This is a genomic window from Flavobacterium microcysteis, from assembly GCF_006385255.1.
In the GTDB taxonomy this organism is placed as follows: domain Bacteria; phylum Bacteroidota; class Bacteroidia; order Flavobacteriales; family Flavobacteriaceae; genus Flavobacterium; species Flavobacterium microcysteis.
In genome coordinates, this window is sequence record NZ_VFJE01000053.1 from 370,402 (window position 1) to 391,874 (window position 21,473).

Consider the following 21,473-nt stretch of genomic DNA (forward strand, 5'->3'; position numbering starts at 1 on the left):
TTCATTTTTATGATACATTTGCGGTGTTCTTCTTATTCAGCATCTACAAAATATGTAGAAAACAACCCTATGAAAACTCCAGATCAAATCCTTATAGACAGGATTACGAATAAAGACGAGGCGGCTTTTTATGAATTTTACAATCGTTATGCGGCGTTGCTTTATCGATGGGCCTATAATCGTGTAGGCAGTGAAGAAATTACGGAAGAAATCACTCAGGAATTCTGGGCTCAGTTTTGGCTGAATCCGATACAGATAAAAACGAATGCGGAAGGAAATGCAAAGAATTATCTTTTGCATTTTTTTACTTACAGGGTGCTGGATTATATCCGTGCTAATATGACTCGAAAAATATTCTCAAGCATAGGAGACGAACTCGATCTGCTTTCCCGAACCTTAATCTATAGTCATATTTCTGAAGAAATAGAGGAAAAGGAAATTTATACTCTGATTGACGAAATCATTGCTACCCTGCCAGAGTTGACCCAAAAGGTTTTTAATCACCGATGGAAAGATGATTTATCAACTGAAGAAACAGCGAAGCTGTTGAACATTGACGAAAAAGCAGTATACAACCGAATGTATACTGCCATTAGTATTATACGTGAAAAAGTGTCCTTAATGTTGCAGGAAGGAGATACGATGCAGAAAATAAAAACAATTAATATGGGTGCTTTGGCTATATGGTATAGCCTAATGAAGTAATATCAATCATTTATTTTCTTGTGCTCAAAGGTCCATATGGATTCATAAGACGTAATCCGTTTTCCATCCTTAAAAAGATCGATATGAAGTTTTACCGGAATCAGCGTTGAGGTAAGCGTCAGGTATTGATTGTCCTTTGACATTTTCCACTTTCCTTTGTGTACTTCATCGCCAATAAGACTTTCAAATTTGCCGTTTTCATAAAATACCTGATACACCTGATCCGTCTTAAAGAAATCTTTGATGTCTTTTTCCTGTCCGTTATGCATGTATCGTACGAGTTGCCATTTGCCAATAAGTTCTTTGGCAGTTTGTGCTTTTGCAGTTAAGCAAGTAACACAAAGAAATAATGTGAGTAGTGTTGTTTTCATTGTGGTAGGTTTTAGATAACTAATTTATGAAAAAATCACCAAATCCTCTTATAAACTTCTTACACAAACCCTTTAATTTTTTTAATTAAACATCAATTATGTTAAAAAATTATTATATTTGACTCAAGCAAAAGCCACATTTTGCTAAAAACTAAAAATCCAGATAAACTACTTTTTCAAGGAAGTTTATGTGGATTTTTTTTATTTCTAATCCTCTAAACTAATGAAAGGCACAAACTTCTTAAAAGGTCTTTATTGTTTATTCTTGTTTTTCTCAATTCATTCTGCATACTCACAGAAAGGAGGGTTAATTGCTTCATGTTGCGACACAAAAAAAGGAGGTCGCTGTACAGGGAGTGCATCTTGTACCGCATGCACAACATGTAGTGGCTGTAAATATTGTAATAGTGGTGGTTCATGCGGTGTATGTGGATTCTCGACCTCTTCAAAACCATATAGCAAAACTACTTATTATACTTCAAGGAAGCCTGCCATAAAGAAATCCAAAACAAAAAAGACAATATCTACTAATAATTTTTATAACGGTTCGAGTTCAGGCACAGACAATTATTATGATTCATACACAGAGAATTATGACGCAATCAAAAAAGGTTCATTTTTTATGATCAAAGGGGCTAAACTGAATCTTAGAAACGGTCCAGGTATAACTTATGATATCATCCAAGAACTTCACAAGACAGATTACGGCCAAATACTCGGAAGTGTAGTTGACGGATGGGTTTTTGTATCGATTACAAAAAGTGAGAATTTCGGATATGTGAAAGTTGAAAATATAGAAATTATAAAATAATTACTTTTTTAGAGGACTAATAAAAGAGAATATATTTGGGATATAGTTAATTTGTTTTTATTAGCTATCTAGTTTTTAAGCAAAATCCTAATCCCTACCAACGCCAAACAAATCGCCAATACTTTAATAATATTGGTTCCTTTAACCCTATGCGAAAAATAGGCTCCTAATTGTGCACCTGGAATTACTCCTCCTGCAAGACAGATTACCATTTTTAATACCGTCGGATCGTTATAGGTACCATTAATTGCGTGCACTATTACCGTCACAGTTGACATTACTGCCAGAATAAAATGCGAGGTTGCGGTTGCAATATAAACCGGAAAATGCAGCCAATTCACCATGGCCGGTACATGGATTATTCCGCCACCTATACCCAAAAGTGGTGACATATAACCTACTACAATACTGATGATAATACCGTTACGCTGGTTATAGCTGTATTGATAAATTGTGCCCATCTTATCAACCAACTTGCGGTGTTTTAGTCCTTTTTGCTGACTGTCGTCATCTTGCACTAGTTTTTTTTCTGATTGTTTTTTAAAGAAAAGAAATACCGATAATGCAAGAAGCAAGACCCCGAAAATAATATTAAACGATTCTTTTGGGATATACTGCACCGTAAACACGCCCAATATAGAACCTGGAATCGTAAACAGCGCAAAAATAACGCCTGCTTTATAATCAATCTTTCCTGACTTTGCGTAGGCAGCTGATCCTGAAATGGCATTTGCAGCCACTACAGCCATAGAAATTGCGGTAACGGTTTCAGGTGGCAACTCCGGATAAAAAAGCAACAAAAGCGGTACCAATATAAAACCGCCACCGGCTCCGATTAGCGTTCCACAAGTTCCGATAATAAAACCGGCCAATACTAAAAGAAATAACTCCAAAATGAAAAAATATTAATTGGTATTCCAAAGATACGGACAAAGTCCTTATTTTTTGGTTGTAAATTCAACCAGATAAGGCTTTATTCTAATTCCTTCATTATTTCTGAAAGTCTTGTCCACAACAAATTGGTAGTGTTTGTTTGGTTCTAAGTCGGCTTCAAGTGTTATGGATTTTTTATCTTCAGACCAGACCCTGTTAGGACTTAGTTTTGGAAAATAATCAGCTCCTAGAGGCCCGAAGTCAATTCCTGAATTGCGTCCGTTGAGCGGTTGAGAGAATGTAATGGTAATTTGGGTTTTTCCTGATTTTACTTTTTTGCTTCCATTTTTGATAGGCGAAATAGCAACTACCGTTGGTATACGTTTTTCAAATTCGGCTTTATAAAAAGAAAGCGGCTTGTCGAAATAGTTTGTCTTTTCAGCAAAACTTATCAAGGCTGTTTCATTGTTATAGTCCAGATTAATCATTTCTTTCACGGCCTGTTTTTTATCCTGAGCTAACTCGTAATATCTCTTACAAATGGCATAACCTACAAAATACCCCAAATCCCTCATCTTAAACTGATTGTCAGGGCTATTCATTAACCAGTTATAAATATTTGAGGAGAACATTTCTTTTACATATTCCTGCTTTATTTTTTCTTCATTTTTATATCCGAATTCGATTTGAGGATTCGGGGATTTTACATTTAACGAAATTTCAGCTAAGAACTCAGCGGCTCCTTCCATTATGGTTTGTGACAAAAGAGAGTTCCCAATAGTTTCTTTTTGTTGTGTATGGATGTATTCGTGAACATTCAGAAATACCACATCATTGATAGGCTCTGTATCAAAATAGCTACGCAGGTGCGGGTATTTTTTATCAAATTCTTCTGTAACTACTGATCTATCTGTCAAAGCGACTTCACTTCCTATCAAAAGCATACCGTCCATTGTTGTTCCCCCTGTTCTTAAAATCCCGATTTCAAAATAGGTATTCACCGGTTTTAAATCCGGATAAATGTCTTTTAGTTTTGCTACGCCTTCATTAATCTCTTTTGAAAACTCTTTAGATTTTAAGGTATTATTCCGTACCGAATTCCAAAATTTAGGATAATGATTGATGGCATACACAAATTCTTCAGCAGTATATCGTCTTGCTTTCATAATCCCGCCTAAACCCGGAGTCGCCTTGTCTATATACAATGTTTTGATTAAATCCAGTTGTTTTAGCGAGTCCTTTTCTACAACAATTTTGTCATAAGCATTCCAAAAACGATCAATATCATCCGCTATAATCTGTTGGCTAAAGCTTACTAGTGGTGTCATTGTCAAAAGTAGCAGGAGTAATTTTTTCATTTTTTAATTTGTATTTCTGTGATATTTAGTCTGTATTCCCAAAGGTTTATAAAGCCTTTTTGTCTTCGTAAACTTACTAAAATAATTATCAATCTTAGTTAAAATATGAGCTGTAGTCTATCCTCCCATCGACACGAGATCATTGCATTCACAGATAATTTCATACTTATATCTCTTAATTATTTATATTCGTAAACCTTAAACTATTTTCATGAAAATTTTCAAGACCCTGCTTCTATTTATTATAGTGTCAACTCTAATTTTTAGCTGTAGCCGAAAACACACTACCAAAACAAACATTCCAATTTCTGAAAATACTTTTAAGCAAGACAGTCTTGCTTTTGAGTTATGCAAAATGTATGGCTTTGATCAAGGTATCAGGGATAACAAACTGAGCTTTAACAAAAAGGAATTAATGCCTAAAATTGACTCTACCAATTTTTCTAATATGGTTGACTTTATTATTAAGAATGGCTACCCGACGGAAGCATTATTAGGAGAAAGAAACATGAAACACGAATGTGTTGAGGCTGCTATTGCTGCAATTTTGTTGCATAATCCACATAGGCTTGTGAACGAAAAAGTATATTTTGATTTATTTCTAAAAGAAGTCAACAAAGGAAATATTGACAACGCTTTTTTTGCTTCGGTTTTAGATAAATATTACTGGTTGAACAGCACCAACAAAAAGCAAAGAAGGGTTTTTTATGGTTCACAGTTTGGTAAGCCATGTATTCAGACAAAAGAAGCAACTAACATAGCAAGAATTGAAATTGGCTTAAAACCATTGAACGACAATGAATTCATAGATTGTGGACAAGAGGTGTTGAATATGCCTAAAAAGAGGTATTGACAAGAGCATTAAGATTTTTTATCTCTAACTCAAAAAAGAATAGAGATACAATTCAATTATAGCAATGCCGTTATTAGTTTAATACCTTTAAAACGATGAGAAAAACACTATATATATTGCTCTTTCTACTTATTATAGGTTGCAATAAGAAAGAATATCCCAAAACCGTATTTGACTCAAAGAAAGAAACGGAGCTTCTTATTAAAGAGTTTTTAAAAGATTTTGCATACATCCCAAATGTAACCGAATCGTCAAAAGGTGTTGATCTTTTAGAATGTTTTAAGGAAGTAGAGACAGACAGAAAGTTCTTTACATCAAAAGAGCTAAACTATTTGAAAATGGAGCTTGCAAACGATTCTTTAAAAAAATGGACAGCGAAGGACTTGCCAAACGTCAACTTGATTAGTGATGACACAATCAGATCGAAAGGCAAATTCGAGTTTATTGAAGAGTCAGAAGTAAATCTATTCACATTTTCACATCCTATTTTCTTTAGAAATGGCAAGTATTGTATTTTCTATGAAGAATACAAGTGTAGTATGATTTGTGGCGGAGCAACATTGTATCTTTTTGAAAAGAAAGGTTCTAATTGGGAAATAATACGAAAATATTGTGAGTGGATCAATTAATTTGCTTCAGCTAACAGTAACGAAATATGTTACTGGTTTTATGAAAGATGGATAAGAATCAAAACTATAGAAACCTGGGTTAATTAAAAACTATTTGAGTTAATTGAGGCATCAACACTGATAACAATGATTCACAATCTTAAAGTCATTCTGAGAACCTAATCGTCTATACAACAACAAACCCTTATGAAAAAAGGAATAATTATATTCGGGCTTTTAGGCTTGTTAATTTTAGGCGGGTTTTTCGCCAAACAAAAACTTTACGGCTCAACACACCGAATTAAAAATGCTAAAGCAGAAGTAAAACAACTTGCCGACAATAACGAAATAGAAAATGGCGACCTTATTTTTCAAACTTCGCTTTCAAGTCAAAGCAAAGCCATTCAACTTGCAACAAAATCGAAATATTCCCACTGTGGGATTATCTACAAAAAGGGTAAGGATTTTTATGTTTTTGAAGCAATACAACCCGTTACGCGTACTCCACTTGACCAATGGATTGCTCGGGGAAAAGAGGGAAAATTTGTAATCAAACGCCTTAAAAAAGCCAGGCAAGTATTAACTCCTCTTGCATTAAAAAAAATGAAACAAGTTGGTGACAGTTTTATAGGTAAAAGCTATGATTTGACTTTTGAATGGTCTGACGACAAAATTTATTGTTCTGAACTCATTTGGAAAATCTATCAACGTGCGACCGGTATTGAAATAGGCAAACTGGAAAAGCTTCGCAACTTTGATATGACAAATGAAGTTGTCAAAAAAACTATGAAAGAGCGCTATGGTGATAAGATTCCAATGGGAGAAACTGTAATTTCTCCAGCAGCAATTTTTGACAGTGAGCTTCTGACAACAATAAAATCAAATTAACGAATCGACAGAATACTTCTTTCCATTATACAACAAAGCTTAAAACAAAATTTATGAATCGTACGCTATCTGTTCTGATTGTATTTTTTATTTGTAATTTAGTTATAGGGCAATCTAAAAGAGATGCTTTAAACTATCCTTTTACAAAGGCAAATTCAATTATGATTGCTTCATTTGAGAATTTGCAATTTGTAAATGACTCCTTATCTATAATTGAATGTCGTGAAATACCAAAAACAAATGGTAAAATAAATATTGGAGAATTCAAACAACTCGTGAATTTAAAAAAATCGGAATATCCAAAAATATCAGATATTATTTTCTCAAAAAGCATCGAGGAGAATATAATCGGTAAAGGAAAATGTTCAGAAACCGGATATGCAATCTTATTTTTCGATAAGGCCGGAAATGTGTTTGAGTACATTCAATTCTGTTATAATTGCAAGACATTTTCTTCAAGTTTCGGCAAAGACAAATTAAAGAATGACGATTATGAAAAATTAGATCGTCTAAAAGATCTTTTTAATGACAATGGAATTCCTATCAAAGTTTACAGAGAAGGATATTGAATATAAAGTGATTTCATCAATCAAATAAACAGCATTTGAAGTATAACAAAAAACGCCTCGGTTTCCCGAAGCGTTTTTTTATTTCTTTTATTTTCTATTTTTTATCTGTGGCAATCACAAATTTCAAATTATTCTTAACACCTATCTGGAGTAAATCTACTAAATCCTGTACCTGTAAATTATAAGGAATTCTCACAATTACCGTTTGGTCTTTAGCATCGCCCATTTTTGTCAGCAGTGCCGCTTCCAGTTCATTAAAAGCAACATTCTGTTTATCGACATAGTATTGTTTTTCTTCAGAAACCGACAGCGTGATATGCTGTTTGTTTGTCTTGTCGTTCTGCTGCGTTTTAGGCAACGTCATCTTGATTACGTTCGGGTTTGCCAGTGTTGAGATAATAAGGAAAAACAACAGCAAAAAGAACATAATATCACTTAAGGAAGAAGTTGCTACTTCCGCGTGAAATCTTCTATTTCGTTTTAGAGCCATCGTTAGGTCTTTGAATTATACTTACAAACTCCAAAATCTGTTTTTGGACATTTAAAGAAAAATTATCAATCATCCCGTTAAATAAGTGGTAGCCCGCATAAGCAATAATACCTACTACAAGTCCGGCACCACTACTGATCATCTTTTCATACAAACCGCCGGAAATATTTCCGATACTGATATCTTCTGTTTGCGAAATGCTGTAAAAAATCTTGATAACTCCAGAAATCGTTCCAACGAAACCTAAAGTCGGTGCGATACCGGCAATAAGTCCCAAATGTCCCATCCTTTTTTCCATTTCCCCAATTTCGATATTGGCAGCTCTTTCCATATTCGACTCAATTTCAGAAATCGGCCTACCTATAGTTAGAATTCCTTCTCTTAAAATATTACCAGAAGCCGTATTTGATCTTTCTGCCAATGACAGGGCTGCATTAATATTTCCGGAATTCAACTGAATGCTGATATCCTTGATCAGGTGCGAATCTTGTTTGGTTGCTTTTTTTATAGAAAGATATCTTTCGAAAATCAGGTAGATTGTATAAAAAAGAAGAATTACAATCGGGATAAGAAATGCTCCACCTTTCATCAGAAAGCTAAACAGGTTCATTTCTTCATTTTTGGCGATTCCCTCAATTACTGTATTCGTTGAAGCTTTTGCAATGGTATCAGTCTGCAGTAAAATTGTTGAAAATATCATAAATATAATACAGGGATTTGGTTATTTAATTTATAAAGCATTTGTTGCTTTAGACAAAAATAAGTTTTTTATTTAGTTTTAAAAGTATAACGGTAGTTTTTAGAATATAGTATTTTCTATAAGCTTCCAATTCCGTTAAGCTACAGTAATTCGAGCGTTCTTTCTAAAGCCATGCCTCTGGAACCTTTAATCAGCAAAGTCTTATTTTCTATTTTTTCCGCTTTAAATGCCTCGGCAAATTCATCAAAAGTTTTGAAGAAATGAAGGTATTCTTTGTCTATTTTATTTTGGTAAAAATCTTTTCCAACAAAATAGGTCTGTACTTTTTCTTCATGTTTGAGCAAAGCCACTATGTGCTTGTGTTCGTGCAAGCTTTCTTCACCCAATTCAAACATATCGCCCAAAACAGCAACCTTATTTTGCTTGTCTAATTGCAGGAAGTTTTTGATAGCTACTTCCATGCTGCTAGGATTTGCATTATAGGCATCCAATATGATTTCATTAGAGTTTTTCACTAATAACTGCGAACGATTGTTTTCCGGAACATAGCTTTCAATCGCTTCTTTTATTTCAGTATCAGAAATCTTGAAATACCTTCCGATTGTTACTGCCGCATTAATATTATTAGCATTGTATAAACCAATCAAATGGGATTTGACTTTAATGCCGTCAAATTCGATAGCAACAAATGGATTTGCGGCAATCTTATTAATCAAGACAGAAGCGTTTTTATCAGTATGGCTGAACGTAATACGAAGATTTTTGTCTGTCTTTTCTTTTTGTATCACATCATCCAGGTTTACAAAAACATATTTGTTATGTTCTGAAAGATACGTATACATCTCGCTTTTTCCTTTGATAACGCCTTCTACTCCGCCAAAACCTTCCAAATGGGCTTTACCAAAGTTGGTAATATATCCAAAATCCGGGCTTGCGATATTACATAAGAATTCTATTTCTTTCTGGTGGTTGGCACCCATTTCAACAATTCCTATTTCAGTATCTGAAGTAAATGAAAGTAATGTCAGCGGAACACCAATATGATTGTTTAGGTTACCAACAGTAGCTCTTGTATGGTATCGTTTTGAAAGCACCACATTGATTAATTCTTTTGTAGTCGTTTTTCCATTGCTTCCTGTTAATGCCAGGATTGGCAATCCGAGATATTCTCTATGAAACTTGGCTACTTCCTGCAATGTTTCAAGTGTATTGGAAACCAGGATTGTCTTTTCGTCAATGTAATAGTCTTTATTGTCGATAATTACATATAGGGCACCTTTATTTAGCGCTTCCTGAGCAAATGTATTGGCATCAAAATGTTCTCCTTTGATAGCGAAGAACATGGAGTTTTCTTCAATTTTTCTGGTATCGATTGAAACTGAAGTACATGTTAAAAACAGGTCGTGTATTTCTTTAATTTCCATGCTATGCGATTTAAAAAAACAAAAGCCCTAAAAAGGGCTTTTGTAGAATTATTGTAGAAAATTAATTTCTTGCTTTTTTCTTTTTGTCAGACTTAGGACCTACTCTTGACATCGCACATCTGAATCCGATGTAGTCTGTAGCCATATCCTGAGGGAAGTATCTTCTTTGTGCAGGATCTAACCAGTAAGCTCTATCTCTCCAAGAACCACCTTTGTAAACTCTTACGTTGTCATCAACCAAAGTTGTTCTTTTTGAAGACTTGTCATATTTTCTTACCATGTTACCTAAACTATCTGTAGTAACATTGTGTTTTGGAGAATCGTACATTCTTTTTGAATCATCTACTTTTTCACCTTCTTCAGAATTTCCGAAGTCATAGTATCTTGTAGATTGTTTGTCTCCATCTCTGTAGTTTCTGTTATCAGACTTATCAAAGTTTTGTCTTAGGTAAGTTTCTTTTTCGTCAACAGGAACCTGAGCAATTTGTCCAGGGAAGTTTCTTGCGATAATTTTACCGTTAGCCAATGTATCGTAAGCGATGTTTTCACCTGTAACGATTTCAGCTTTTCCATCTTCACCAATTTTATTTTTCATGTAGACGTTACCTCTGTAGTAGTTGAAGTCGTTAGCCTCATCGTCAACGATTGGTCTGTAAACGTCAGCAACCCATTCTGCAACGTTACCAGCCATATCATACAATCCGAAATCGTTTGGTGGATAGTATTTTACTACGTTAGTGATATCAGCTCCGTCATCAGACCATCCAGCGATTCCGCCGTAATCTCCTTTACCTTGTTTGAAGTTAGCCAATTGGTCACCTCTAACTTGTCTTTTTCCAGAACGAGTATAGTTACCTTTCCATGGATATTTCTTCTGACCTCTGTAAAGGTTGTACTCTCTGTTACCTACATCAGCTGCAGCTGCATATTCCCACTCAGCTTCTGTTGGAAGTCTGTATTCAGGAAGTATGATACCTGAAGTTCTTTGAGCGTATACATTTTTAGCATCTTCTTTAGCCGCTAATCTTCCTCTTTGTCCTTTCAAGACAATTTCTTCATTACCGCCATAAGTTTTTGTAGGAGCATTAAGGTAAGTTTCTGTACTGAAAGTGTTATCACCTTTTGCATCTACTACTTTTGCATCTCTTTTCAAGTAGCCTTCTCTTTCAAGAACACCTTCGTTTACACGGTCAGTTCTCCACTTGCTGAATTCAACAGCTTGGATCCAGTTTACACCAACTACAGGATAGTTTGCATAAGCAGGGTGTCTTAAATAGTTGTTGGTCATAGTTTCGTTATAACCCAATCTATTTCTCCAAACTAATGTATCAGGAAGAGCTCCTTCATAAATATTCTTATAATTTTCATCTTCTGGATCGAAAACTCTTTTCAACCAATCAAGATATTCCATATACATAAGATTGGTTACCTCAGTCTCATCCATATAGAAAGACTGAACGTGCTGCTGATTAGGTGTATTGTTCCAATCGTGCATTACATCGTCCTGAACTTTACCCATTGTGAACGTTCCTCCCTCAACCAAAACCAATCCCGGAGCAGTTTCCTGCTTCTTAAATTTAGAATTGTATTGGAATCCGCCTTTCTTGTCATTGATTTTCCAACCAGTGGCAGAGGAAGCGTTTTTTGAACTGGATTTCTTGCTACAACTAGTAAAACCCATAACTAATGCTAAGGAGAGCATCAGCTTCAAAGCCATAATTTTGTTTACTTTCATACTTTCAGTAGGTAATAAATTTCGAGCCGCAATATAATAATTAACCATTAAACTGCAACAACAATTTTGAAATATTAATAAAAATCTAATTTTGTGTTAAAAGTCTTCTGCTAGAACGCAAATTTATTGAGTTTATTGTACTTAATATTAAGTTAAAAATTTATTTTTACTTTTCGTAATAATTAGGCGCTACTGGCGTTATTCAAATTAATGAAAAAGATTACCTTACTCTTATTGCTTATAAGCTCTTACGTTTCTTTTGCCCAACAAAGAGACAATATATCTATTGAATGGATTGATAATTCTGGTATTTATTCGGAACAGATCCAGATTAAGGCCCCTATTTTTAAATCATCCGGTTTTTATTTCAACTATGAAAAGAAAGCCGTTTTTTTTAATCTAAAAATTCCCGTTTCTGGTTTTGCTGACGAAAACAGCCTACAGATAACTAATATAGTATACGAAACCATTTCTCGTGAACAACTTGGCGACTTACGAATCTCATCGATTCCTTCTTCTATTGAAGCCAGCCTTAAAAACATGAGTAATCCCGCTTCACAAAAAGCAGTCTTATACTTATCTCCTATTATTAAATCAGGAAATACATTTCAAAGAGTAAAATCATTTACCTATTCATTTTCGACAACCGCAAGACGATCTGGCAATACCATACAAAACTCCTCATTAGTATATAACTCCGTATTGAGTTCCGGCGAATGGTACCGTTTCTACGTAGTAAAATCAGGTGTTTATAAAATATCCAGAAGTTTCCTGCAAAGTCTTGGCATGAATGTAGGTGCTGCAAATGCTCGAAACATAAAGATTTACGGCAATGGCGGCCGTATGTTGCCTTTGCTCAACGGCGCTTATTATCCGGAAGATCTAATTGAAAATGCTATTACCTTAGTTGGAGAAAGCGACGGTTCTTTTGACAGCCAGGATTATATCCTATTTTATGCAGAAGGCATGGACAATTGGAATAAAGAAAGCGAGACCCATAATAATTTGTATGCAGACAGGGCCTATTATTATGTAACGGCGCAAGGCGGTCCCGGAAAACGAATTGGGAACATGCCTGCTATTGCAGATAATCCCACCTTGAACATGACAACTTTTGACGATTACCAATACCACGAACTTGATAAAACCAATATCGGGCGTTTGGGAAGAAAATGGTTCGGAGAAAGATTCAACATCGATAACGAGCAAACTTTTGATTTCAAATTCCCGAATATCGCTACCGGAACACAAATCAAGATTAGAGTAAACGCTGCTGCTTCTGCCTTTACACCAACCACGATGAATGTCTCGGCCAACTCTCAAGATATTAATCCCCTCACTTTTGCCGCAACAACCTCAGATGGCGATGTCGCATCCGAGCGTAGCACAGCGGGCAATTTTCCAGCAGCAGAAAGTGTAGCCATAAAATTAAATTACAACAATGGAGGCGTTCCAAGCGCTGATGCCTATCTAGACTATATCATCCTGGAAGCAAAAAGGAACCTGCAGGGTTATGGAAAGCAATTCCGATTCCGATACAATGATGCGGATTTGAATACCGGAGTAATCCAATACCAACTTTCAAGCGCATCAAGAATAACACAAGTATGGGATATTACAGATATATATAATGTACAAAAAGTAGAAAATAACGGAGCAGATGCTTTTTCCTTTAAAGCTTATATGGGCGAAGACAGGAATTATATAGCCGTTGATGCAGCCGACTATTATTCACCATTGAAAGATTCGAGAACACGTGTAGTCAACCAAAATTTAAAAGGTACCATTTTAAAAAATGCGCAAGGGGCTTTCCAAGACCTTGACTATCTTATTGTGACACCTGCTTTTTTGAGCTCTCAAGCAGAAAGGCTTGCCAACTTCCACAGAACCTACTCTCAATTAAATGTAAAAGTTGTCAATCTTGAAACTATCTATGAGGAGTTTTCTTCGGGTAAACAAGACATTGGCGCTATCCGAAACTTTGTAAAATACATCTATAATAATGCATCGATTCCTTCAAAAAGGCTGAAATACCTCAATCTGTTTGGAGATGCATCATTTGATTACAAAAACAGAATTTCAAACAATACGAATATCGTTCCGGTCTTCCAAGCTCTGACTAGCTTTTCGTTAGCAGGCTCTATTATGTCTGACGATTATTTCACCATGCTAGACAATGACGAGGGACTTATGATAGATACGAGTGCTCAGGACATGGAACTTGCTGTTGGAAGAATGCTTGTCAGCGATATAAAGCAGGCAGAAGAAATGGTAACCAAAGTAATCGAATACCATGCTATCGAATCCTATGGAAAATGGAGAAACAACTTCGTGCTGATTTCCGATGACGTTGATGTAGCCTGGGAAAATTCTATCCAAACCGGAATCGATGCACTAGGCGATCAGATTGCCGCACAAAAACCTTTTGTGAACGTTGAAAAAATCCATACCGATTCTTATGTACAAGAAGCATCTGCAGGAGGTTTCCGCTATCCAAAAGCAAGAAAAGATTTTGTTGATGCTATAAACCAAGGCGCTCTAGTCTTTAATTATTTTGGACACGGTGGAGAGGATGGCCTTGCAAAAGAGCGAATTTTCGAAAAGGCAGATGCTCAAAGCCTAAACAATCGTTATAAATATCCTTTATTCGTAACTGTAACCTGTGAATTCACGAGATTCGACAATCCTTACCGACCAACTGCAGGGGAATATACCTATTGGAATCCTAAAGGCGGTGCGATTGCAATGGTAACCACCACACGCCAGATAGATGTTGTTACCGGCCAGGCTATTAACCAAGCCTTTTCAAGCGAATTATACGGCTACGGAACAACAAACCATGTCCCAATTTCAGAAGCCTTAAGAGTTGCGAAAAACAATTACACCAACGGCTCTGCCCTGATGGTTTCTTATGTAGGAGATCCGGCCATACGGCTTGCAATTCCAAAACCTACAATCGTTTTGACCAAAATAAACGACCAACCTGTTGCAGCTTCAACATTTGTTTTTAATGCCTTAAGTCCGGTAAAGCTAACCGGTGAAGTCAGAAATGTAGACGGAAACACTATATTATCAAACTACAATGGAAGCCTGTCTGTAAACCTATTTGACAAAAACGTACAAAGAAGCACCTTCGGAAATGATGGAGTAACTGATGGAAACGGCAATTTGATTATAATGAATTTTACGCTGCTGGGCGAAACCATCTTCCGTGGTAACGCTTCTGTTGCAAACGGACAATTCGAATTTAATTTTGTCGTGCCTAGAGACATTTCAATTCCTGTAGGAAATGGAAGGATTAGTTTTTATGCTAAACGAAACCAGGGACTAGAAGACCAGACCGGATACAATACTGACATCAAAGTAGGAGGAATTAATCCAAACGCCACAGCTGACAATATCGGCCCAAGAGTGCGACTGTATATGAATGATGAAACATTTATATCCGGAGGTATTACCAACGAATCACCTATATTCTTGGCTTTTCTGGAAGACGAAAACGGAATCAACACGGCAAGCGGCATCGGACATGACATAGTTGCTATTTTGGATGGCGACGAAAACAATCCGTATATCCTTAATGATTATTACGAAACCGAACTTGACAATCACACGAAAGGAAAAGTGCGTTTCCCTTTCCGTAACCTGGCTGTAGGTTTGCACACAATTACCTTTAAAGCCTGGGATGTATATAACAATCCGGTGACATCAGAAATACAATTTATAGTGGTTGGCGATGAAACGGTAACTCTAAAAAATGTGCTTAACTATCCAAATCCATTTGTAAGCTATACTCAATTCTGGTTCACGCACAACCGTCCGTACGAACCTTTAGAAGTACAAGTACAGATTATCACCATAACCGGAAAAATCGTCAAGACAATCAATCAGATGGTAACCACGGAAGGATTTCTGTCAAGAGAAATTTCATGGGATGGAAAAGATGATTTTGGAGATAAGATTGGGAAGGGAGTTTACGTTTATAAACTTACTGTCAAATCGACGTTGACCAACAAAAAGACAGAAAAATACGAAAAACTTGTTATACTTTAATAAAATACTATATTTGTTCAATTCAATTAATATCAATCTCAGAATGAAAAAAGCCGCATTATTTATTATCTGCATATTGGGAATCAATATGGCGAAAGCCCAAGAAACGAATAGGGTCATCACAACAGGAGTACCCTTCCTTCTTATTGCGGGAGACGCTAGATCCGCCGGTATGGGCGACATTGGAGTAGCTTCTTCCCCAGACGCTTACTCTCAACAATGGAACCCTGCGAAATATGCATTTTCGCTTGATAAGCAAGGTTTTTCACTAAGCTACACGCCTTATCTTCCAGAACTTGTAAATGACATTTCCTTAAGTCAGGTCACCTACTTCAACAGAATTAATGAAAGAAGTGCTTTCGCAGCAAGCTTACGTTATTTCAGCCTTGGAGTTATCGAATTCAGAAACGACAACCCAGACGATCCTGCTGTAGAAGTGAATCCAAGCGAGTTTGCATTAGACCTTTCTTATGCCCTAAAACTAAGCGAAAGATTCTCGATGTCTGTAGCCACAAGATATATCCGTTCTAACCTAAGACTAGCGCAATTAAGCAATGATGCTTCTGCTGCAAGTTCTTTTGCTGTAGACATTTCGGGTTACTATCAATCCGAAGAAATAGCTTATGAAGATTTCAACGGAAGATGGAGAGGTGGTTTCAATTTCCAAAACTTAGGACCAAAAATCAATTATGACTTAGACGATTCTGATGAAGGATCTAACTTCCTTCCATCCAACATGAAACTTGGAGGAGGATTCGACTTCATTTTTGATGAATTCAATAAAGTATCGGTTAACGCAGAAATCAACAAGCTATTGGTTCCTACTCCTCAGAATCCTGATTTGAATGGAGATGGTGAGATTACCGATGTGGAAAGAGCACAAAACAACCAAGATTATCGTTCAATCGGATGGGTAAGTGGTATTTTCAAATCTTTTGGAGATGCACCAGGCGGAATCAAAGAAGAATTAAAAGAAGTTACCTGGGCTTTAGGAGCCGAATATTGGTATCAGGATTCCTTTGCAGTAAGAGCTGGTTACTTTAATGAAAGTAAAGAAAAAGGAGCTAGAAAATTCCTTTCGCTTGGAGCAGGATTTAAATACAACATTGTAAAACTGGATGTATCTTACTTGTTCTCAACTTCAAAAGTCAGAAACCCATTGGAAAACACATTACGTTTTTCTCTTAGCTTTGCGTTCGGAGACAAATATGATGAATATTAGTATATAATTTAAAGTCTAAAAGATCCAAATTGCTTTCATTAGTAATTTGGATTTTTTTTCCTCAAAACATTTATGAAACAAATCAACATTACGACCACATTCTCAGTATTCGACAACAAAGAAGAACTGCCTGAAGATGTAAAAAATCTGATGGAGCAAGCCATCGAGATACGTAAAAAAGCATATGCTCCTTATTCAAGATTCAGAGTTGGAGCAGCCATCTTTTTAGACAATGGAAAAATTGTTTTGGGTTCAAACCAGGAAAGTGCCGCTTATCCTTCCGGACTTTGCGCAGAGAGAGTTGCTATCTTCCAGGCAGGGGCTATATATCCTGATGCCAAGATTTTGAAAATTGCAATTTCAGCCACATCAGACGAAAGACCGGTTACCTCTCCTATTCCACCATGTGGAGCTTGCAGACAATCGATATCAGAGTATGAATTCAAACAAGATTACCCAATAGAAATTTATTTTATGGGTGAAACAGGAGTAGTTTACAAGTCGGATTCGCTTAAAAATCTGCTCCCTTTTATGTTTGATAAAAACTTCTTATAAAAAACCTAAAATTTACATTTTAAACTTTACTTCTACGTAGGAATGTCTTATTTTTGCCTTTCGCAAATTTGTGTGAGGAAACTATTTTGCGTCTTATTATTTTAGCAATTTACTGGCACAATAACGTTTACAAAAAACAAACAATGAAAGAAATTACAAAAGAAGTTTATTTGAAGTGGTATGAAGACATGCTACTTTGGAGAAAATTTGAAGACAAATTAGCCGCTTTATATATTCAACAAAAAGTAAGAGGATTTCTTCACTTATATAATGGTCAGGAAGCCGTTCTGGCTGGTGCTTTGCACGCTATGGATTTATCCAAAGACAAAATGATTACTGCCTACAGAAACCACGTCCAGCCAATTGGTATGGGTGTTGACCCAAAAGCTGTTATGGCAGAACTATTAGGAAAAGTTACCGGAACATCCAAAGGAATGGGTGGTTCGATGCATATCTTCTCAAAAGAAAAAGGATTTTACGGAGGTCACGGTATCGTAGGAGCTCAAATTCCGGTTGGTGCAGGTATTGCTTTTGCCGACAAATATTTTAATACAGGTGGTGTTACGATGACTTACTTTGGTGACGGAGCAGCTCGCCAGGGTTCATTGCACGAAGCATTCAACATGGCAATGCTTTGGAAACTTCCTGTAGTATTTATTGTAGAAAATAACGGTTATGCGATGGGAACATCGGTAGAAAGAACCGCAAACCATACAGATATCTGGAAATTAGGATTAGGCTATGAAATGCCATGTGGTCCGGTTGACGGAATGAATCCGGTAAAAGTTGCCGAAGCAATGCACGAAGCAATCGACAGAGCTAGACGTGGTGACGGACCAACTTTCTTGGAAATGAAAACATACCGCTACAGAGGACACTCTATGTCTGATGCGCAATTATACCGTTCAAAAGAAGAAGTAGAAGAGTATAAAAAAATTGACCCTATTACTCAGGTTCTTGACATCATCAAAGAAAACAATTATGCTACAGAAGCAGAAATTGAAGCGATTGACGAAAGAGTTAAAAATCTGGTTGAAGAGTGTGCTCAGTTTGCTGAAGACTCTCCGTTTCCTGATACGCAACAACTTTACGATGTTGTTTACGAACAAGAAAACTATCCTTTTTTACCTCATAAACTATAATCATTATGGCAACAAAAATCACAATGCCTCGCTTGAGCGATACTATGACAGAAGGAACTGTAGCCACATGGTTGAAAAAAGTTGGAGACAAAATTAGCGAGGGAGATATTTTAGCAGAAATCGAAACTGATAAAGCTACTATGGAGTTTGAATCTTTCAACTCTGGTACTTTGTTATATATCGGAATTCAGGAAGGCGAATCAGCTCCGGTTGATTCTCTTTTGGCAATTATCGGAAAAGAAGGCGAAGACATTTCTGATCTTTTAGCTGGCGGAAGTTCTTCTGACAAAAAAGAAGAGCCTAAAGCGGAAGAAAAAACTGCTGAGGCTCCTAAAGAAGAAGCTAAAGAAGCTCCAAAATCAGAAGGCACTGCTTTACCTAAAGGTGTAGTAGTTGTAACCATGCCTCGCTTGAGCGATACCATGACTGACGGTACTGTAGCTACATGGTTGAAAAAAGTAGGTGATAAAATTAACGAAGGAGACATTTTAGCTGAGATCGAAACCGATAAGGCTACTATGGAATTTGAATCTTTCAACTCAGGAACGCTATTGTACATTGGGATCCCTGAAGGTGATTCGGCTCCAGTTGATTCTCTTTTGGCTATTATTGGACCAGAAGGAACTGACATATCAGGCATTGCAGAAAACTTCAAAAAAGGTGGTGCAGTAGCTGCTCCAGCTAAAGAAGAAAAAGCCGAAGAGTCAAAATCAGAAACTGCTGAATCAAAAGAAGAAACTGTAGAAACTGTTTCTGACGGAAGAAGAATCTTTATTTCTCCTTTAGCTAAAAAAATTGCTGAAGAGAAAAACATAAATATTTCACAAGTAAAAGGTACAGGCGAAAACGGACGTATTGTAAAAAGCGATATCGAAAACTTCAAGCCTGCTGCTGCAACTTCTCAAGCACCAGCTTCACAAGAAACTGCTGCTAAACCAGAAGCTACTGCTGCGGCTCCAGCTGTAAAACCATTCGTTCCTGCTGGTGAGACCTATTCAGAAGAAATTAAAAACTCACAGATGCGTAAGGTTATTGCCAAGCGTTTGTCAGAATCTAAATTCACTGCTCCTCACTATTATTTAACGATTGAAGTAGCAATGGATGGCGCAATGGCTTCCAGAAGTACAATCAATTCATTACCTGACACAAAAGTTTCTTTTAACGATATGGTTATCAAGGCTTGTGCTATGGCATTGAAAAAGCATCCAAAAGTAAATTCTCAATGGAAAGATGATGTGACGGTAATTCACCATCACGTACACATTGGAGTTGCTGTTGCTGTTGAAGATGGTTTGGTTGTTCCTGTATTAAAATTTGCTGATCAATTGAGCTTGACTCAAATAGGAGCTAATGTAAGAGATGTTGCTGGAAGAGCTAAGAACAAAAAACTACAACCAGCCGAAATGGAAGGAAGTACTTTTACAGTTTCCAATTTAGGAATGTTCGGTATTACAGAATTTACATCAATCATCAACCAGCCAAATTCAGCTATCCTTTCTGTTGGAGCAATTGTTGAAAAACCAGTTGTTAGAAACGGTCAGATTGTAGTAGGCAATACGATGAAAGTAACACTTGCTTGTGATCACAGAACTGTGGACGGAGCTACTGGAGCAGAATTCTTGCAGACTTTAAGACAATATCTGGAAAATCCGGTTACGATGTTAGCTTAATTAAGCTATCCTCCATAAAACAAAAATCCCGCCTTTTAAGACGGGATTTTTTTATTTTTAGCTTCTATCCAACGTGACATATATTCGGTACTCCTTATCGTATGATATTGCAAAATCTGACCCATAAAGTTCTTATTCCGATGTTCTATCAAGTTATTCATTAAGTCACGAATCATCGCAATAAACGATTCCGTATATAGCTTTTCAGCAAACCTATCCTCCAATAACTGAACGCCATCTTTTTGGGCTTTATGCCAAAGATTTTCATTTTTATAAAGGTCTATAGCATATTGGACAAAATCAGCCGGATTATCCGTGATAAAGCCGTTCCAAAGCCCATCTAGATTCATTCCTTCAGCTCCAATACTAGTAGTAATGCTAGGAGTTCCATATTCCATTGCTTCTATAAGCTTTCCTTTTATTCCTGCTCCAAATCGTAATGGAGCCAACATAATCTTAGCTTTTTTAATTACTTCTGCAGCACTATCGGCTCTACCCATAATATGAAAATTTGATTTTGGATGATTTAATTCCAAAACCTTTTGCGATGGATAAGCACCATAAACAAATACCGAAGCCTCCGGAAGCTGCTTATAAATCAAAGGCCAGATGGTGCTTTTTAAATACTGAACAGCATCCCAATTGGGTTCGTGCAGGAAGTTGCCAATAAAAACAAAGTCTTTTCTCTCTTCAAAAGGAACAAAATCTAAACTTGAATCAGCAAAAATAGGAAGATAAAATAATAAGGAAGAATCAATCTTAAACTCACCAACCAGGAGTTTTATTTCAAAATCAGAGACAATCAGAGACATATCACAGCGTAAGATGCTGGCAATTTCTCTCTTTGCGGTATCGCTAAATAAATCCGAAGTAGTAAATTCTTTTTTCTTTTTAAAAGCATTTTGCCTGGCCAGGCGGAGACAGTGGAGATCTTCTGTATCTAAAATCTTAATAGCCTCTGGACAATATTTAGAAACTCTCCAGCCAAACTGTTCTTCAATCACAAATCTATCAAACAGCACAATATCAGGCTTTAAGCCCTGAATAAAAATATCAAAACTTTCGTCATTCAAGCTAATTTTAGCTTTTTGAACGACTAATAATCCTAAATCAAATTCGTATTCGCTATCCTGTGCCGGACTTGCAAACGTAATTTCGTAGCCTGTTCCTTTAAAAAGTTGTATTAATTGCAGCATTCTTCTTCCTGCTGCTGAAGAATTTGGCTCTGGAAATACCAAACCAATAATCAAAAGTTTCTGCTTATCCATAATTACAAAGAAAAGATATTTTAAGCAAACCTTATAAAACAAAAAAGGGTTCCCATAGGGAACCCTTTTCAAAGGAAGGCGGCGACATACTCTCCCACAGGATTGCAGTACCATCTGCGCAGGCGGGCTTAACTTCTCTGTTCGGAATGGGAAGAGGTGAGCCCCGCCGCAATAACCA

General features: G+C 36.5%; 19 protein-coding genes and 1 rRNA gene. 11 read left to right on the forward strand and 9 right to left on the reverse strand.

All coding sequences use genetic code 11. The annotated features are described in order from the left end of the window. The first annotated feature begins 69 nt into the window (after nt 1-69). Nucleotides 70-705, forward strand: a complete 636-nt coding sequence (locus tag FJA49_RS08875; RefSeq protein WP_158629471.1) for an RNA polymerase sigma factor — start codon at nt 70-72, stop codon at nt 703-705. 2 nt (nt 706-707) lie between these two features. Here FJA49_RS08875 and FJA49_RS08880 read toward each other — a convergent pair whose 3' ends face one another. After that, nucleotides 708-1,076, reverse strand: a complete 369-nt coding sequence (locus FJA49_RS08880) for a hypothetical protein (protein ID WP_140000612.1) — start codon at nt 1,074-1,076, stop codon at nt 708-710. A gap of 223 nt (nt 1,077-1,299) precedes the next feature. Here FJA49_RS08880 and FJA49_RS08885 point away from each other — a divergent pair, with 223 nt between their 5' ends. Beyond that, nucleotides 1,300-1,887 (forward strand): SH3 domain-containing protein, encoded by a 588-nt coding sequence (locus FJA49_RS08885; RefSeq protein WP_140000613.1) that lies wholly within the window; start codon nt 1,300-1,302, stop codon nt 1,885-1,887. 68 nt (nt 1,888-1,955) lie between these two features. Here FJA49_RS08885 and FJA49_RS08890 read toward each other — a convergent pair whose 3' ends face one another. Continuing rightward, complete coding sequence (locus FJA49_RS08890; RefSeq protein ID WP_233590096.1) at nt 1,956-2,780, reverse strand: sulfite exporter TauE/SafE family protein; 825 nt, start codon at nt 2,778-2,780, stop codon at nt 1,956-1,958. Nucleotides 2,781-2,825: 45 nt separating this feature from the next. Further along, nucleotides 2,826-4,118: an Ig-like domain-containing protein gene (locus tag FJA49_RS08895; RefSeq protein ID WP_140000615.1), complete on the reverse strand. Its 1,293-nt coding sequence runs from the start codon at nt 4,116-4,118 to the stop codon at nt 2,826-2,828. Nucleotides 4,119-4,329: 211 nt separating this feature from the next. Here FJA49_RS08895 and FJA49_RS08900 point away from each other — a divergent pair, with 211 nt between their 5' ends. The 4 genes from FJA49_RS08900 (at nt 4,330) to FJA49_RS08915 (ending at nt 7,036) form a co-directional block, all read left to right on the forward strand. Continuing rightward, entirely contained in the window at nt 4,330-4,971 is a 642-nt protein-coding gene (locus tag FJA49_RS08900; RefSeq protein WP_140000616.1) for a hypothetical protein, read from the forward strand. Nucleotides 4,972-5,066: 95 nt separating this feature from the next. Then, nucleotides 5,067-5,600, forward strand: a complete 534-nt coding sequence (locus FJA49_RS08905) for a hypothetical protein (RefSeq protein ID WP_140000617.1) — start codon at nt 5,067-5,069, stop codon at nt 5,598-5,600. Nucleotides 5,601-5,786: 186 nt separating this feature from the next. Then, entirely contained in the window at nt 5,787-6,467 is a 681-nt protein-coding gene (locus FJA49_RS08910) for a YiiX family permuted papain-like enzyme (RefSeq protein WP_140000618.1), read from the forward strand. 53 nt (nt 6,468-6,520) lie between these two features. Then, complete coding sequence (locus FJA49_RS08915; RefSeq protein WP_140000619.1) at nt 6,521-7,036, forward strand: hypothetical protein; 516 nt, start codon at nt 6,521-6,523, stop codon at nt 7,034-7,036. 94 nt (nt 7,037-7,130) lie between these two features. On the opposite strand, the gene FJA49_RS08920 is transcribed toward FJA49_RS08915, so the two are convergent. The 4 genes from FJA49_RS08920 to gldJ form a co-directional block, all read right to left on the reverse strand. Further along, on the reverse strand, nt 7,131-7,526 hold the full coding sequence (locus FJA49_RS08920) for an ExbD/TolR family protein (RefSeq protein WP_140000620.1): 396 nt from the start codon (nt 7,524-7,526) through the stop codon (nt 7,131-7,133). Beyond that, entirely contained in the window at nt 7,507-8,223 is a 717-nt protein-coding gene (locus FJA49_RS08925) for a MotA/TolQ/ExbB proton channel family protein (RefSeq protein ID WP_140000643.1), read from the reverse strand. The genes FJA49_RS08920 and FJA49_RS08925 overlap by 20 nt, the downstream gene beginning before the upstream one ends. A 143-nt stretch (nt 8,224-8,366) precedes the next feature. Next, nucleotides 8,367-9,650 carry a UDP-N-acetylmuramoyl-tripeptide--D-alanyl-D-alanine ligase gene (locus FJA49_RS08930; RefSeq protein ID WP_140000621.1) on the reverse strand — a complete coding sequence of 428 codons (1,284 nt, stop codon included), beginning with the start codon at nt 9,648-9,650 and terminating at the stop codon, nt 8,367-8,369. A 61-nt stretch (nt 9,651-9,711) separates the two neighbouring features. Beyond that, nucleotides 9,712-11,385 (reverse strand): gliding motility lipoprotein GldJ, encoded by a 1,674-nt coding sequence (gene gldJ, locus FJA49_RS08935; protein WP_140000622.1) that lies wholly within the window; start codon nt 11,383-11,385, stop codon nt 9,712-9,714. 210 nt (nt 11,386-11,595) lie between these two features. On the opposite strand from gldJ, the gene porU reads away from it, so the two are divergent. The 5 genes from porU (at nt 11,596) to FJA49_RS08960 (ending at nt 20,027) form a co-directional block, all read left to right on the forward strand. Beyond that, nucleotides 11,596-15,438 carry a type IX secretion system sortase PorU gene (gene porU, locus FJA49_RS08940; protein WP_140000623.1) on the forward strand — a complete coding sequence of 1,281 codons (3,843 nt, stop codon included), beginning with the start codon at nt 11,596-11,598 and terminating at the stop codon, nt 15,436-15,438. A 43-nt stretch (nt 15,439-15,481) separates the two neighbouring features. Further along, entirely contained in the window at nt 15,482-16,660 is a 1,179-nt protein-coding gene (gene porV / locus FJA49_RS08945; protein ID WP_140000624.1) for a type IX secretion system outer membrane channel protein PorV, read from the forward strand. A gap of 72 nt (nt 16,661-16,732) precedes the next feature. Continuing rightward, nucleotides 16,733-17,215, forward strand: coding sequence for a cytidine deaminase (gene cdd, locus FJA49_RS08950; protein ID WP_140000625.1), 483 nt, complete (start codon nt 16,733-16,735; stop codon nt 17,213-17,215). A gap of 143 nt (nt 17,216-17,358) precedes the next feature. After that, nucleotides 17,359-18,357: a pyruvate dehydrogenase (acetyl-transferring) E1 component subunit alpha gene (pdhA, locus tag FJA49_RS08955; protein WP_140000626.1), complete on the forward strand. Its 999-nt coding sequence runs from the start codon at nt 17,359-17,361 to the stop codon at nt 18,355-18,357. Nucleotides 18,358-18,362: 5 nt separating this feature from the next. After that, entirely contained in the window at nt 18,363-20,027 is a 1,665-nt protein-coding gene (locus FJA49_RS08960; protein WP_140000627.1) for a pyruvate dehydrogenase complex dihydrolipoamide acetyltransferase, read from the forward strand. Between the two features lie 35 nt (nt 20,028-20,062). Here the strand turns inward: FJA49_RS08960 and FJA49_RS08965 are convergent, their stop codons facing one another. Both FJA49_RS08965 and rrf read right to left on the reverse strand, forming a co-directional pair. After that, the gene (locus FJA49_RS08965; RefSeq protein ID WP_140000628.1) at nt 20,063-21,295 is read right to left on the reverse strand and encodes a glycosyltransferase family 4 protein; all 1,233 of its coding nucleotides are present in this window, start codon (nt 21,293-21,295) and stop codon (nt 20,063-20,065) included. Between the two features lie 73 nt (nt 21,296-21,368). Continuing rightward, nucleotides 21,369-21,473: ribosomal RNA gene (gene rrf, locus FJA49_RS08970) — 5S ribosomal RNA — on the reverse strand; the annotation flags it as partial.